This is a genomic window from Mycolicibacterium sp. XJ870 (genome assembly GCF_053483975.1).
Window position 1 is genome coordinate 2,104,008 of sequence record NZ_JBEFTI010000001.1, and the last position, 14,691, is coordinate 2,118,698.

The 14,691-nt window shown below is 63.9% G+C and carries 10 protein-coding genes and 1 pseudogene; 9 read left to right on the forward strand and 2 right to left on the reverse strand.

Annotated elements, in window-relative coordinates:
• Genes ABQF30_RS10335 through ABQF30_RS10355 form a run of 5 tightly spaced genes read left to right on the forward strand, consistent with a single transcriptional unit; the run spans position 1 to position 5,027 of the window.
• Entirely contained in the window at positions 1-846 is an 846-nt protein-coding gene (locus ABQF30_RS10335) for a sulfurtransferase (protein WP_448462949.1), read from the forward strand.
• 30 nt (positions 847-876) lie between these two features.
• Positions 877-2,022 (forward strand): MacS family sensor histidine kinase, encoded by a 1,146-nt coding sequence (gene macS / locus ABQF30_RS10340; protein WP_448462951.1) that lies wholly within the window; start codon positions 877-879, stop codon positions 2,020-2,022.
• Positions 2,019-2,672, forward strand: coding sequence for a response regulator (locus ABQF30_RS10345; RefSeq protein ID WP_448462953.1), 654 nt, complete (start codon positions 2,019-2,021; stop codon positions 2,670-2,672). The genes macS and ABQF30_RS10345 overlap by 4 nt, the downstream gene beginning before the upstream one ends.
• A gap of 43 nt (positions 2,673-2,715) precedes the next feature.
• Positions 2,716-4,482 carry a DUF2339 domain-containing protein gene (locus ABQF30_RS10350; protein WP_448462955.1) on the forward strand — a complete coding sequence of 589 codons (1,767 nt, stop codon included), beginning with the start codon at positions 2,716-2,718 and terminating at the stop codon, positions 4,480-4,482.
• A 59-nt stretch (positions 4,483-4,541) separates the two neighbouring features.
• The gene (locus ABQF30_RS10355) at positions 4,542-5,027 is read left to right on the forward strand and encodes a Dps family protein (protein WP_448462957.1); all 486 of its coding nucleotides are present in this window, start codon (positions 4,542-4,544) and stop codon (positions 5,025-5,027) included.
• On the opposite strand, the pseudogene ABQF30_RS10360 reads toward ABQF30_RS10355, so the two are convergent.
• A pseudogene (locus tag ABQF30_RS10360) lies at positions 5,002-6,263 on the reverse strand (adenylate/guanylate cyclase domain-containing protein). The gene ABQF30_RS10355 and the pseudogene ABQF30_RS10360 overlap by 26 nt on opposite strands.
• Positions 6,264-6,461: 198 nt before the next feature.
• Between ABQF30_RS10360 and ABQF30_RS10365 the strand changes: the two are divergent.
• Entirely contained in the window at positions 6,462-7,382 is a 921-nt protein-coding gene (locus tag ABQF30_RS10365) for a hypothetical protein (protein ID WP_448462959.1), read from the forward strand.
• A 14-nt stretch (positions 7,383-7,396) separates the two neighbouring features.
• Here ABQF30_RS10365 and ABQF30_RS10370 read toward each other — a convergent pair whose 3' ends face one another.
• Positions 7,397-7,825 (reverse strand): hypothetical protein, encoded by a 429-nt coding sequence (locus ABQF30_RS10370; RefSeq protein WP_448462961.1) that lies wholly within the window; start codon positions 7,823-7,825, stop codon positions 7,397-7,399.
• Between the two features lie 548 nt (positions 7,826-8,373).
• Between ABQF30_RS10370 and ABQF30_RS10375 the strand changes: the two genes are divergently transcribed.
• The 3 genes from ABQF30_RS10375 to ABQF30_RS10385 are packed head-to-tail and all read left to right on the forward strand — an operon-like array spanning position 8,374 to position 14,586.
• The gene (locus tag ABQF30_RS10375) at positions 8,374-8,784 is read left to right on the forward strand and encodes an MmpS family transport accessory protein (protein ID WP_448463602.1); all 411 of its coding nucleotides are present in this window, start codon (positions 8,374-8,376) and stop codon (positions 8,782-8,784) included.
• Positions 8,781-11,684: an MMPL/RND family transporter gene (locus tag ABQF30_RS10380; protein ID WP_448462963.1), complete on the forward strand. Its 2,904-nt coding sequence runs from the start codon at positions 8,781-8,783 to the stop codon at positions 11,682-11,684. The genes ABQF30_RS10375 and ABQF30_RS10380 overlap by 4 nt, the downstream gene beginning before the upstream one ends.
• Before the next feature lie 40 nt (positions 11,685-11,724).
• Positions 11,725-14,586: an MMPL/RND family transporter gene (locus ABQF30_RS10385; RefSeq protein ID WP_448462965.1), complete on the forward strand. Its 2,862-nt coding sequence runs from the start codon at positions 11,725-11,727 to the stop codon at positions 14,584-14,586.
• Positions 14,587-14,691: the final 105 nt, after the last annotated feature.

Here is a 14,691-nt window from a genome sequence, read left to right on the forward strand (position 1 = left end):
GTGCGATCAGAGGTATTTGTCACCGCCGACGAACTCGCTGAGCGCATCGACGGAGGCGCTCAGATCACGCTTCTTGACGTGCGGTGGACACTTGCCGAGCCCGACGGCGAACAGGCGTATCTGCGCGGGCATCTGCCGGGAGCCGTGTACGTATCGCTGGAGAACGACCTGACCGATCACCGGGTGAGTGGGCGTGGTCGCCACCCGCTGCCGTCGGGACGCGACCTGGAGGCGGCGGCCCGCCGTTGGGGCGTTCGGAACGGTGCCCCGATTGTGGTCTACGACGACTGGAACCGGGCGGGGTCGGCCCGGGCCTGGTGGGTGCTGACCGCGGCCGGGATCGCCGACGTGCGCATCCTCGATGGCGGGCTGGCGGCGTGGATCGCCGCAGGCGGGGCGTTGCAGACCGGTGCAGTCACCCCGGCGCCGGGCGATGTGCAGGTCGTGCACGACGACTTGTACAACGGCGCACGCCGCACGCTGACCTCTGAGCAGGCGTTCGCCGGCGTGGATGTGCTGCTCGATGCGCGGGCGCCCGAGCGGTTCCGCGGTGACGTCGAACCGGTGGACCCGGTCGCCGGACATATCCCGGGCGCGACGAACCTCGCCGGTACCGGTCTGCTGAACAGCGACGGCTCACTGCTCAGCGACTCGGAGCTGCAGGCCTTGCTGACCGATCACGGTGTCTCCGGCGCTGCCGAGGTGGGTGCCTACTGCGGGTCGGGTGTGACGGCCGCGCTGGCCGTCGCGGGCCTGGCTGCCGCGGGCGTGGACGCTGCGTTGTATCCCGGCTCGTGGTCCGAGTGGATCTCCGATCCGAGCCGGCCCGTCGCGCGGGGAGCGTAATAGCCCACGCAGCCCGCTTATGCTGGGCAAATGCAGCCCCGCCCCGACCCGGTGACGCCGTTATGGCGGGCCGCCCAGGTCTTTCGGCTGCTGAGCTGTATCTATGCGCTGGGATTCCAGTTCGCGGTGAACGACGATCTGCAGCGTCCCGTGCTGGCCTGGACGTTGTGTGTGGCCCTGCTCGGGTGGAGCGCAGCGTGCGCGGTCGCCTATCTGAAGGGTTTTGGGCGGCGCCCGGCCTGGGTGATCGCCGAGATCGTGGTGGTGGTCGCGCTGATGCTGTCCACCGAGCTGGTCGCTGCCGACCAGTGGGTCGCCGACAACCAGTCGTGGCCAACCACGCTGTGGGCCACCAACGCAACGATCTCGGCGGCCCTGCAGTTCGGTCCGATCGGGGGCATGGCGACGGGTCTGGCGGTGATGGCGGCCGCCGCGGCGTTGAAGGGCTATATCAGCGTGAACCTGGGCCGCAATGCGACCATCGTCATCGAGTTGGCCGTCGGGCTGGCGATCGGTATGGCGGCACAAACCGCGCGCCGTGCGCACGCGGAACTCGAGCGTGCGGCCCAGCTGGCGGCGGCGCTCGAGGAACGCGAGCGACTGTCCCGACGCGTCCATGACGGAGCGATTCAGGTGCTGGCTCTGGTCTCTCGCAAGGGCCGTGAAATCGGTGGCGAGACAGCGCAATTGGCTGAGCTTGCCGGTGAGCAAGAGCGGGCGCTGCGCCGCCTGGTGAGTGCTTCGGACGTCGAGATGGACGCAGGCGCAGGCCCGCTGACCGATGTCGGTGCCTTGTTGACGAGCAGGGCGTCCGACCGGGTGTCGGTCAGCCTGCCGGCCGAGCCGGTTCTGCTCGAGCGCGAGGTTGCCAATGAACTGTTCGCAGCTGCAAGCAATGCCCTCGACAACGTCGCCGCCCATGCCGGGCCGGACGCGCATGCCTTCGTGCTGCTGGAGGATCTGGGCGACTCGGTGACGGTCAGTATCCGCGACGACGGCGTGGGAATTGCGCAAGGACGACTGGCCGAGGCGGCCCGGCAAGGCCGTCTCGGTGTATCGAAATCGATTGTGGGCCGGTTGGATTGGTTGGGCGGCACGGCGCAGTTGACCACCGGGCCGGGTTGCGGAACCGAGTGGGAGCTGACGGTTCCCCGCGGACGTGAGGAGGAATCATGACCGAGTCTGCGCCGACGGTGATGGTGGTGGACGACCATCCGATCTGGCGGGACGCGGTGGCGCGCGACCTGGCCGACGACGGGTTCAACGTCGTGGCGACGGCCGATGGAGTGGCCGCTGCGAGTCGCCGGGCCGCCGTGGTTCGCCCGGACGTGGTGGTGATGGATATGCGACTGGGCGACGGTACGGGTGCTCAGGCGACCGCGGAGGTGCTGGCGGTTTCACCGTCGTCCCGGGTGCTGGTGCTGTCGGCTTCCGACGAGCGCGACGACGTGCTGGAAGCCGTGAAGGCCGGCGCCACCGGCTATCTGGTGAAGAGCGCATCGAAGGCCGAACTCGGTGAGGCGGTACGGGCCACCGCCGAGGGCCGCGCGGTTTTCACGCCGGGCCTGGCCGGGTTGGTGTTGGGCGAGTACCGGCGTATCGCGCAGCATCCGGACGGTGGACCGGCCACGCCAAGCCTCACCGAACGCGAGACCGAGGTGTTGCGGTACGTGGCAAAAGGGTTGACGGCCAAGCAGATCGCCACCCGGCTGTCGCTGAGCCATCGCACCGTGGAGAACCATGTGCAGGCGACGTTCCGCAAACTGCAGGTCGCCAATCGCGTCGAGTTGGCCCGCTACGCGATCGAACACGGACTGGACGAGTAGTCCTACTCATCTACTCGGCGGGTTTGGGTGTCACGCTGACGGCATGACCGAACCGCAGCGGCTTCTGATCACCCGAATGTCGGCGGATTTCGCCGCCATTCACGCCTACATGGCCAGGGTGTCGGCCGACCTGACCGAACTCGACCGGATGCTGGCCCAGCAACCCGAACCCACGCCACCACAATGGGTTCCGGCGCCATACCCCGTCGTTGCGCAAGCTGCGCCTGCGCCTGCGCTCAGACCGGCCGAACGCTCGGAAGGTTGGATCGGCAAGGTGCTCGCCGTCGCCGGGGTGGCCGTGACGCTCACCGGCGTGGTGCTGCTTCTCGTCCTGGCCGCGCAGGCGGGCATCCTGCGGCCCGAGATCCGGGTGATCGCCGGTGCGGCACTGTCCGGCACATTGGTTGCCGCCGCGACTTGGCTGATCCGTCGGCCGGGCGGTCGCGTCGGCGCGATAGCCCTGGCGGCAACCGGTGTGGCGGCGGCGTACATGGATGTGATCGCCGTGACGACGATCTACGAGTGGGTTCCGGCGACAGTCGGCCTCGCGCTGGCCGCCGTCATCGGCGGCGGTGGCCTGATGCTGGCGAGGCGTTGGGGTTCGGAGCATCTTGGTCTGCTCGTGTTGGTGCCGTTGATCGGATTGGCGCCTGTGGTCACCGACGGCATCACGCTGCTGATGATCGGATTCATGCTTGCGCTGTCGGCGGCCTCGCTGCCGGTGCAGCTCGGTAGGGACTGGATCTGGCTGCACACGGCGCGAACCGCTGCGGCCACGTTGCCGTTGCTGATCGCGTTGGCCGTGGCAACATTCGACAACCGGGAGGATGTGCCGTTGGCGATCGCCTGTGGGCTTGCCGCTGTCCTCGCGATCGCGGGCGGGTTGATGCTGCTGCGTTCGACGACGAACGCAGCGGCGACGGGCGTGCTGACCGCGCTGGGAGTGGTTCCGCTGCTTTGTGTTTCGGTCGCTGTCGATCAAGTTTTAGCGGGACTCATGGTTGCCACCCTGGCAGCCGCGCTGCTGGCGATTGTGGCGATCGGTGATCGACTTCCCGGTGTGACGCCCGTGGTGCGTCGGATTTTCTCGGCCTTGTCGGCCGTTGCCGCCCTCATCACGGTCACCGTCGCGTTCGACGGGATGACTGCTGGGCCGGTCCTGTTGGCAATGGCGATCGTGGTTGCCGTGGCAGGCCGACGCGACGCCGTGGCCCGGTGGGCAGCCGTCGGATTCGTCGTCGTCGGAGGTGGCTTCTGTCTCGGGTACGCGCCGCCCGACACCCTGGCCCACGCAACGGAACTGCGGCCGGGGATCGCCGTTTCAGTGTTGATCGCCGGCATCCTCGCGATCGGTGCGGCAGTGGCGATCGGCTGGTCCTGGCCCGTCAGTGCGTCGGGCGGCGATGACACGGCCCGGGTGCTCTGGACCGCCGCGGCGGCAGTGATCGCATATTCGGTCACAACCTTTACCGTCACTGGTGGCGTCCTGATCGGCGGCCCCGGCGGCGGGTTCTTCAGCGGCCACATGGCCGCGACGATCTGCTGGATTGTGGCGTCGGCCGGCTTGTTCAGATACGCCGCCCACCGGCCGAAGGCGCAACGATCGCTGCCGGTCGGCGGCGGGCTCGCCCTGGTGGCTGCGGCCACGGCCAAGCTGTTCCTGTTCGACCTGGCCACTCTCGACGGCATGTTCCGGGTGGTGGTGTTCATCGTCGTCGGCCTGGTCTTGCTCGGTATGGGAGCCGGATATGCCCGGCTGCTGGCCCAGCAGGATGAGCAGGAGCAACGCGGCGCCGACACTGCGGTGTGATATCAGCCACATCGAGTCTATTCTGGATTGATTCCAGAATAGGCCGCGTTGGAACAGGCATGAGTACACGCCGAACTGACGCAGATATCCAAGGTTTCCACGCAACTCCCGAGCTCAGCGGCAACCTGCAGCAGGTTCTCGCTGATCTCGTCGAACTCGCGCTTCAGGGCAAGCAGGCGCATTGGAATGTCGTCGGCACGAACTTCCGCGACCTGCACCTGCAGCTCGACGAACTCGTCGACTTCGCCCGGGAAGGCGCAGACACCATCGCCGAACGTATGCGAGCTCTCGACGCCGTGCCGGACGGCCGGTCTGACACCGTCGCAGCAAGCACCACGCTGCCGGCGTTCCCCGGCTACGAACGCAGCACCGACGAGGTGGTCGACCTCATCACCATCCGCATCTACGCCGCTGTCGACACGATGCGGCGGGTACACGACGCGGTCGATGCCGAGGATCCCACCACCGCCGATGTCCTGCATCAACTGATCGACGGGCTGGAGAAGTTGGCCTGGCTGATCAAATCGGAGAACCGGAAGGTCTGAAGCGTGCCGGGTCGATGACCGCGTCGTCGTCGCGACGGCCGACCAGATACCAGGTGTGCATGACGCCCTTGCCCTTGATCTCGACCTCGCCCCGTTCCTCGAGAACGAAGGCATGGCTGAGACGGTCATGGACGTCCTGCGGCACCTGGATTCGGCCCTCGACATCGGTGGTCTCCATGCGTGAGGCCACGTTGACCGCGTCGCCCCACACGTCGTAGAAGAACTTGCGGGCGCCGACCACACCGGCGACCACCGGACCGGCGGCCAATCCGATCCGCAGCGGAACTTCTCGGCCCTGCGGATCTTTCAGGCCGGCCACCGCCTCGGCCATATCGAGGGCGAGACAGGCCAGCGCCTCGACGTGGTCGGGCCGGGGCTTGGGCACCCCGGCCACCACCATGTAGGAATCTCCACTCGTCTTCACTTTCTCCAGGCCGTGCCGATCCACCAGAGCGTCGAGGTCGGTGTAGAGCCGGTCGAGAAACCGCACCAGATCGGTCGGCGTGGTGTCGCTGGCCCGCTTGGTGTAGCCGGCGATATCAGCGAACAGGATCGATGCGTCGTCGTACTTGTCGGCGATGATGTTTCGCGCCGGGTCCTTGAGCCGTTCGGCGATGGTGGCCGGCAAGATGTTGGCCAAAAGCCTTTCGGAACGCTGATATTCGGCTTCCATCGCCTGTTCGGCGCGAGCGATCTCGCGTAGCGAATACCAGACGGTGGCGAACACCAACACCGCCGACGAGACCGTGGACAGTACGAATCCGACCGTCAGCGTCCAGTGCGGGCCGAGACCACGGTCGTTGGGCGCCAGGATCTCCAGGGCGATGGTGGCTGCAACGCCTGACGCCACCAGTGATGCCGCCAGCACGACGCGTTCGATTCCCAGCACCAGCACCACAAGTGACGCCGCCACCAGAAAGTAGAACTGCAAACCTGAGCCGGTGCCGATCTCGTAACACATGAGCGACACGGAGACGTAGGCGATGACGAAGAACGTCAGCGGTGCGACCAGCTCGCCGAACCGGTACAACAGCGGCATCATCACGAACAGGCAGGCGAAGGCCAGGTTGATGAACCCGAAGCGCCACCGAGGGCGAGCTGGAAGATTCCGAAGCCGCCCGACACCGCTGCGGCGATCCACGTGGCGATTGTGAGCACCCGTAGCCTGCTGGCCACGCTCTCGGCGTAGTGCTGAGTGCGGGCGGGCACGGGGTTGTCCAGCGCAAGTTCGGGCATGCACACCGAGCGTCGGAACTCGCTGACCACCACGGATTGAGCGTATCGCCGCAGGCCGCTCCGTCGGCCGACATTGGTGCAGACAGTGGCCGGGTCCGACCGCAGATCAGCAAACAATTCGCGAGCAAAATGTGTCAGAATGGACGCTGCCAGTGAGTGCGGCGTGGGGTGCCGCGGACCTCCGGGGGAGTTGTGAACGTGGACCGGTCGTGGATGCGCAACACGGCGATCAGCTGTGCAATCGCCTGTGGCGCAATGATTGCCGGGCCCGGTGTGGCCGGCACCGCGATCGCGTCTGCCGATCTGTTCGGTATCGACTTGGACATCTTGGACATCTTTGATCACAAGGAGAAAAAGAAGTCCGACCAGGGCGCCAAGGTGGCTGCGCAGCAAAACGGCGGAACCAAGAGGTCCGGAGGGCCGGGGCATCCTGGTCCCAACAAGGCGCAGGGACCAGGGCAGGGCAGCGTGAGCCGGGCGGCGCCGGGGCAGGCAGACAACGCGGCCGAGTCCGCGAATGTGCCGGGGCGTTCGTCGTTCGGCGGCAGTGCACTAGGCCAGTCGCCGGCCGCCGCGGTGTCCGGCGGTGGCGGCGGCGGCGGTGTGCCCACCAACAGCAATATCGGCCGGGCTCCCAATCTGGCACCGGTGCCCACCACCCCGAGTAACAGGGGCATTGTCATCCGGGCCGAGCCCCCGGCTGGGCCCGCGGCTGGGCCCGCGGCTGCGGCGGGGCCAGCCGTGCCGCAGGCGCCGGTGCTGGCACCGCCGGTCGTTGTTCCGCCGATGCCCGTCGTAGTGCCGCCCCTGCCGGTTGCGCCGCCGGGTGGAGCGCCCGGGGCGCCTGGCGCGCCGAGCACGAATCCGCCCACCGTCAATCTGCCGAATTCTGAACCACCAAGGCCAGATTCATTGCCGCCGAATGCGGTCCCGGAGTCCTTCCGTATCGGCTATGCGGATTACCTGCGGACGGCAAGCACCACGGATCTATTGTTCGCGGCGCTGCCCGGACTTGCCGGGATGGTATTGCTCACCGCCGCGGGCGGCGCGGTCGGCTTCCGTCAAGCACGTGCGGCCCAAACGCTGCCCTCGCCACAGATTGCCCGGTTCCTGCCGTAGCGCCCCGCAGGCGGTTAACCGACCTTGGTCAGTGAGATCGAGCTGGGCGGAACCGCGCCGTCGCCGCAGCCTGCGCCATCGGCAACGGCAATGGCACTGCCGGTCAGCGAAGCGTGCTCGAGGGTGACCGTCTGCGTGCCGGCGACTGTGCGCCCGTCAGCACAACTGATCGCATCGGGCATGTGGTGCTTTGCCACCCACTGTCCGCCCGAATACAGGAGGTCGGCCGTCCACCCGTCGTCCGGGTTGCGGACATGGGCCACGCACCCGTCAGCGTCGCACGCGGTGTCGATGTCCCACTGGTAGGAAACCGACCCGCTTGGGCTGGTCCACACCGCGGTGTAGGTGCCGTTCAAGGCTGGATCCTCTGCTGGTGCAGGAGTGGCGAGAGCAATTGCCACACCGGTGAATGCCGTTGCGGTTATGACGATTCCGACCTTCATGCTTCCGCCCCTCTGATGCCGGCCGCTGCCGGACCCGCGAATGATAACCCACGCCCTCACAGCGGCCTCTCGGTGTCATCACCCACGTAGATCAGGGGGTCGTTGTGCCGCGGGCACACACAGGATGAATTCCTTGTCGCAGGCTGCCCGGGCGTGGAGCGGTTCGGTGCCACTCCATCCCGCTGCGGTTGGTCATCTGCGCGGCTGGCGAGTGGTGGTCACGGCTGGTACTCGGCCGCCGCGCCGACGTTGATCGATGCGGCCGGGCATGCGGATCGGGTGAATGCAAAGGCATTGTGGCGGTCCCTGCCACTACCTCGGTTTGAGCCGTTATTGACACACCGGCATGGTTTACTCATCGAGATCGGTCGCACTCCACGATGCGCCGCATGTTTGCGGTACCTCGCGCCAGACGAGCCTGGAATGCACAGCATTCGAGGCTCGTCTGGCATTCGCGGCCGGTGCGAAGATGCATGTTCGTGCAGCTGACATGGTGGCACGCACGGAAACTGGCGGAGGTACTTGCGATTTTCAGGCTATTGAGGCGGCTGTGGATCCCGCTGGTCATCTTGGTGGTAGTCGTTGCCGGAGGGTTTACTGTGTCGCGGCTTCACGGGGTTTTCGGAACCCAGAATCGGCCCACGTACGCCGGCGCCGAACGTGAGGAGAAGCGGCCGCACGATCCCAAGCACCTGATTTACGAGGTGTTCGGTCCCCCTGGGACGGTGGCAACCATCAGCTATTTCGACGCCGACGCCGAGCCGCAGCTGGTTGAAGATGCCACGCTGCCGTGGTCGGTGGAATTCCCGATCACCGAGGCGACAGCGATGGGAAACGTCACCGCGCAGGGCGACGCCGACAGCATCGGATGCCGCATCACCGTGGGCGATGACATCAAAGACGAGAAGGTCCGGAACGGCGTGAGCGCGTTCACCTTTTGTGTGCTGAAGGCCGCATGAGCACTGACAGCGAACCCATAACGGAGCCGTTGCCGGTCGTCAGTCGCCCGCCGCTGATCGCGCGGATGGTCCGTCGTCTCGCGGTCCCGATCATTCTCGGGTGGTTGGCGATCACTGTCATCTTGAGTATCAGCGTTCCCTCACTCGAGCAGGTCGAGAAAGAGAATGCGGTTGCGATGAATCCCACCGCCGCACCGTCGTTCCAGGCGATGCAGCGCATGGGGGAGATGTTCGGCGAAGCCAATTCCGGCAGTGTGGCGATGATCGTGTTGGAGGGTGAGCAACCCCTCGGCGACGACGCGCACACCTATTACGACGAGATGATTCGTCAGCTAAAAGCCGACACGGTGCATGTGCAGCACGTCCAGGATTTCTGGGGCGACCCGATGACACAGGCCGCCGCGCAAAGTGTCGATGGTAAGGCCACGTATGTCCAAGTAACCCTCGTCGCTCCCGAGGAAGGAGTTTCGGCGAACAAGCCTTTGGAAGCCGTCCGGGGCATCGTCGAACAGACACCACCGCCTCAGGGCGTCACCGCATATGTAACCGGCCCGGCCGCATTCGCCGCGGATCTGGGCCCCGCCGGTAACCGGACGGTCCTCCTCGTAACGTCGTTGAGCCTCGCGGTCATCTTCACGATGTTGCTCCTCGTCTACCGATCCATCATTTCCGTCATTCTGATGCTGGTGGTTGTCGGAATAGAATTGACGGTGGCGCGAGGAGTTGTCGCGTTACTCGGCGATCTCGGGTTTATCGGAATTACCACGTTCGTCGTCAATCTGCTCGTAGCGCTCGCGATCGCGGCTGGAACCGACTACGGAATATTCTTCACCGGGCGTTATCAGGAGGCACGCCAGGCCGGTGAAGATAAAGAGACAGCCTTCTATACCACTTTCCGCAGCGTTGCGAAGGTGGTCTTGGGTTCGGGTTTGACGATTGCCGGAGCGGTTCTCTGCCTGCACTTTACCCGGTTGCCCGTTTATCAAACTCTCGGTATTCCAACTGCGGTGGGTATGGTCGTCGCAGTGGTGGTGGCCATCACGCTGGTTCCGGCGGTTATCACCGTAGGCAGCCGCTTCGGCATATTCGAGCCCAAACGGAAGATAGCGGTCCGTCGGTGGCGGCGATTGGGCACCGCGATCGTGCGGTGGCCGGCACCTATTCTCCTGGCCACGTGTGCGGTCTCGTTGATCGGGCTATTGGCGCTGCCCGCATACCAACCCAGCTACAACGACCAGAAGTACATCCCGCAAGATATTCCCGCCAATGTGGGTTATGAAGCGGCTTCGCGCCACTTCCCCCAATCGTTGATGATGGCGCCCGATATTCTTTTGATCGAAGCCGATCACGATATGCGCAATCCAGCAGACTTTCTGGTGCTGAACAGACTGGCCAAGGGCGTCCTATCCGTTCCCGGTGTCTCCACGGTGCAATCCGTGACCCGCCCAGGAGGCGAGCCGCTCAAGCACACCACGATCCCGTTCATGATCAGCGCCGGCAGCGCATCCCAGTCGCTGTTGATGCCGTTTCAGAAGAATCGCATGGATGACCTGCTGGTCCAGGCGGACGACATGCTGGAAACGATCGGCATCATGCAGCGCATGCAGGGGTTGATGCAGCAGATGGTCAGCACGACCCATGAGATGGTCGGCACCACGCATGAGCTCGAAGAGATCACGAATGAATTGCGGGATCACGTTTCGAATTTCGACGATTTCATCAGACCGATCCGCAACTACTTCTACTGGGAGCCGCACTGCTACGACATTCCGGTGTGTTCTGCGATCAGATCAGTCTTCGATACGCTTGACGGCGTCGACCAGGTCACCGTTCAGATGGAAGGTCTGGTCAAGAACCTAGATCGCCTGGATGCGCTCATGCCGCAAATGCTCGAGCAATTTCCGGTGATGATCGAAACCATGAAATCCACGCGGACCATGATGCTGACCATGCACAGCACCATGACCGGGATCATTGATCAAATGGAGGAGACAACCGACAACGCCTCTGCGATGGGCAAGGCTTTCGACGCGGCGCAAAACGATGACTCCTTCTATCTGCCCCCGGAAGTTTTCGAGAACGAAGACTTCCAACGCGTCATGGATATCTTCCTGTCACCCGACGGGAAGGCGGCTCGTATGCTCATTTCGCAGCGCGGTGACCCGGCGACCCCCGAAGGCATCGCGCTTGTCGATCCGATAGAAACCGCGGCCGAGGAGGCCCTCAAGGGAACTCCGCTGCAAAACGCCACGATCTATCTCACCGGCACCGCCGCGTCGGTGAAAGACATCGTCGACGGGTCCGAATACGATTTGTTGATCGCGGCAACCGCGGCGCTCTGTCTCATTTTCAGCATCATGCTGATTGTGACGCGAAGTTTTGTCGCCGCCCTGGTCATTGTGGGTACGGTGGCGCTTTCGCTCGGCGCGGCCTTCGGGCTTTCTGTGCTCATTTGGCAGCATATTCTCGGCATACCATTGAACTGGGTCGTCCTCGCGATGTCCGTGATCATCCTCTTGGCGGTCGGTTCCGACTACAACCTGCTGCTGGTATCCCGGATGAAAGAGGAGATCCACGCCGGGATCAACACGGGCATCATCCGGGCGATGGGCGGCACCGGCAAGGTGGTGACGGCCGCCGGCCTGGTGTTCGCCTTCACCATGCTGGCGATGGTGTTCAGCGACCTGATCACCATCGGACAGTTGGGTGCCACCATCGGTGTCGGGCTGTTGTTCGACACATTGGTGGTGCGCGCGTTCATGACGCCCGCGATCGCCGCGTTGCTGGGTCGATGGTTCTGGTGGCCGCAGCGGGTGTACGCCCACCCGGTCAGTGCGTCACCGCGCCGGACCGGCGCCCGCCCGCTGATGCGTTCCCTCCTGCAGAGGGAAGAGCGCTGACTGCAATGAACGCGTTTACCTTTTGCCTGGTGAAGGCCGCATGAGCGATCGGCAGATGAGCAGTCGGCCGTCATTCATACCTCGGATGATCTATCGGTTGTCGGTGCCGATCATCCTCGGGTGGTTGGCGGTCATCGCCATCGTGACCTTCGCCGTTCCGTCACTCGAACAGGTCGGACGGGAAAGTTCCGTCTCCCTGATTCCCAAGGACGCACCGTCGTTCCAGGCGATGCAGCGCATGGGGGAGATGTTCGAGGAATCCGACTCCGACAGCGTGGCGATGATCGTCTTGGAGGGACAGCAACGCCTCGGTGGCGACGCGCACCTCTATTACGACGAGTTGATTCGGCAGCTGAGAGCCGATACGACCCATGTGCAGCACATCCAGGATTACTGGGGGGATCCGATCACGGCGTCGGGTGCAGAGAGCGCCGACGGTTTGAGTGCCTATGTCCAACTGAATCTGGCCGGCAACCAGGGCGAGGCGTTGGCCAACGAATCCGTCGAAGCCGTCCGGGACATCGTGGAGCGGACACCGCCGCCGGCCGGTGTACAGGCCTATGTGACAGGTTCGGCACCGTTGGTGTCGGATATGAACCACGCCGGTGATTCGTCACTTGTCAAAATCACGCTGGTGACACTCGTGGTGATCTTCACGATGTTGCTTTTCGTGTATCGCTCCGTCATCACCGTCGTTCTCCTGCTGATGATGGTGGGCGTACAAGTACAGGCGGCCCGGGGGGTTGTCGCATTTCTCGGCGATCACCAGATCATCGGGCTTTCGACGTTCGCCGTCAATCTGCTTGTGTCGCTTGGGATCGCGGTCGGAACGGACTACGGCATCTTCTTCACCGGGCGATATCACGAGGCGCGTCAGGCCGGCGAGGACAAGGAAACGGCGTTTTACACCACCTACCGCAGCGTTGCCAAGGTGGTCGTCGCTTCCGGTTTGACGATTGCTGGTGCGGTTCTCTGTCTGAGCATTACCCGGCTGCCCTATTTCCAGACCATGGGCGTTCCCACCGCCGTGGGTATGGCGGTTGCGGTTGCGGTCGCGGTCACGCTGGTTCCTGCGGTTATTGCCGTAGGCGGTCGTTTCGGATTGTTCGAGCCCAAGCGCAAGGTCATGGTCCGCCGTTGGCGACGGCTGGGCACGGCGATCGTTCGGTGGCCGGCGCCCATTCTCGCCGCCACGTGCGCCGTCGCGTTTATTGGTCTATTGGCACTGCCCGGGTACCAAACCAGCTACGACGATCGGTTGTATGTACCCCAGGACATCCCCGCCAACATGGGATATGCGGCGGCCGAGCGGCATTTTCCCGAGTCGCGAATGACGCCCGACGTCCTGATCGTCGAAGCCGATCATGATATGCGCAATCCAGCGGATTTTGTGGTTCTGCACAAGCTCGCCAAGAGCGTTTTCGCCGTTCCGGGCATTTCGACGGTGCAGAGCATAACGCGGCCCGAGGGAGTCCCGATCGAACGGACATCGATACCGTTCCAGATCAGCCTGCAGAGCGCCGGCCTCTCTCAGATCTTGCCCTTTGGCAAAGAACGCATGGCCGACATCCGCCAGCAGGCCGACGACATGGCGAACATGATCAGCCAAATGGAACGCACCTACCACCTGATGCAACAGATCTCCGATGTCACTCACGAAACGATTGTCGTGAACAGGGAGCTCACTGCGACGGTTGACGAGATGCGGGATAACATCGCGGATTTCGATGATTTCTTCAGGCCGCTCCGCAATTACCTGTACTGGGAGCCGCACTGCGAGAACATTCCGGTTTGCTTTGCGATCAGATCAATATTTCAGGGACTCGACGGCACGGACGAACTCAGCGCCAAGTCGCACGAGATTCTCGAACGCGTAGAGGAAATGGACGGGTTCCAGCGGGAGCTGCTCACCCTGTTCCCGCCGATGATCGTGACCATGCAGTCAATGCGAACCATGATGCTGACGATGCACAGCACCATGTCAGGGATGTTCGCCTTGATCGACGACACGACCTCGAACGCCAGCGCGATGGGAAAGATTTACGACGCCGCGCAGAACGACGACTCCTTCTATCTGCCTCCAGAAGTTTTCGAGAACGAGGACTTCAAACGTGCAATGGGTCTGTTCCTGTCACCGGACGGGAAGGCCGTACGGCTGATCCTGACGCATAGGGGCGATCCCGGGACGCCGGAGGGCATTGCGCGGGTCGACGCCGTGCGGATCGCCGCGGAGGAGGCGCTCAAGGTGTCGCCGCTCGAGAACGCCACGATCCACCTCGCTGGGACGGCGCCGACCTTCAAGGATCTGCGAGACGGGTCGACCTACGATCTGTTGATCGCGGGCGTCGCGGCGCTCTGTCTCATTTTCAGCATCATGCTGATCATGACGCGAAGTTTTATTGCCGCCCTGGTTATCGTTGGGACAGTGGCGCTTTCGCTCGGCGCGGCCTTCGGGCTCTCCGTGCTGATCTGGCAACATATCCTCGGCATCGAATTGCACTGGCTCGTCCTGGCGATGTCCGTAATCGTTCTCCTGGCAGTTGGTTCTGACTACAACCTGCTGCTGGTATCCCGCATGAAAGAGGAAATCGGCGCCGGGATAAACACGGGCATCATCCGGGCAATGGGCGGCACCGGAAAAGTGGTGACCGCCGCGGGCATGGTATTCGCCGTGACCATGTTGTCGATGGTCGTCAGCGACCTGCGCATCATTGGGCAGGTGGGTTCTACCATCGGGCTGGGCTTGTTGTTCGACACGTTGGTGGTGCGCGCATTCATGACGCCCGCGATTGCCGCGCTGTTGGGACGGTGGTTCTGGTGGCCGTTGAGGGTTCGCCAGCGTCCCGCCAGTGAAGTATTGGGCCCGCCAAGACCCGATCCATTGCTCGCGCAGGTGCCATAACTCATTTTCGGTGTAGTCAGCTTCTGGCTGGTTACGCAAAAGCCTGGGCGAGATCGCGGCCGGCCCATATAGAGTCGAAAATGGCCGGGGAGTGATTGTAAGGAG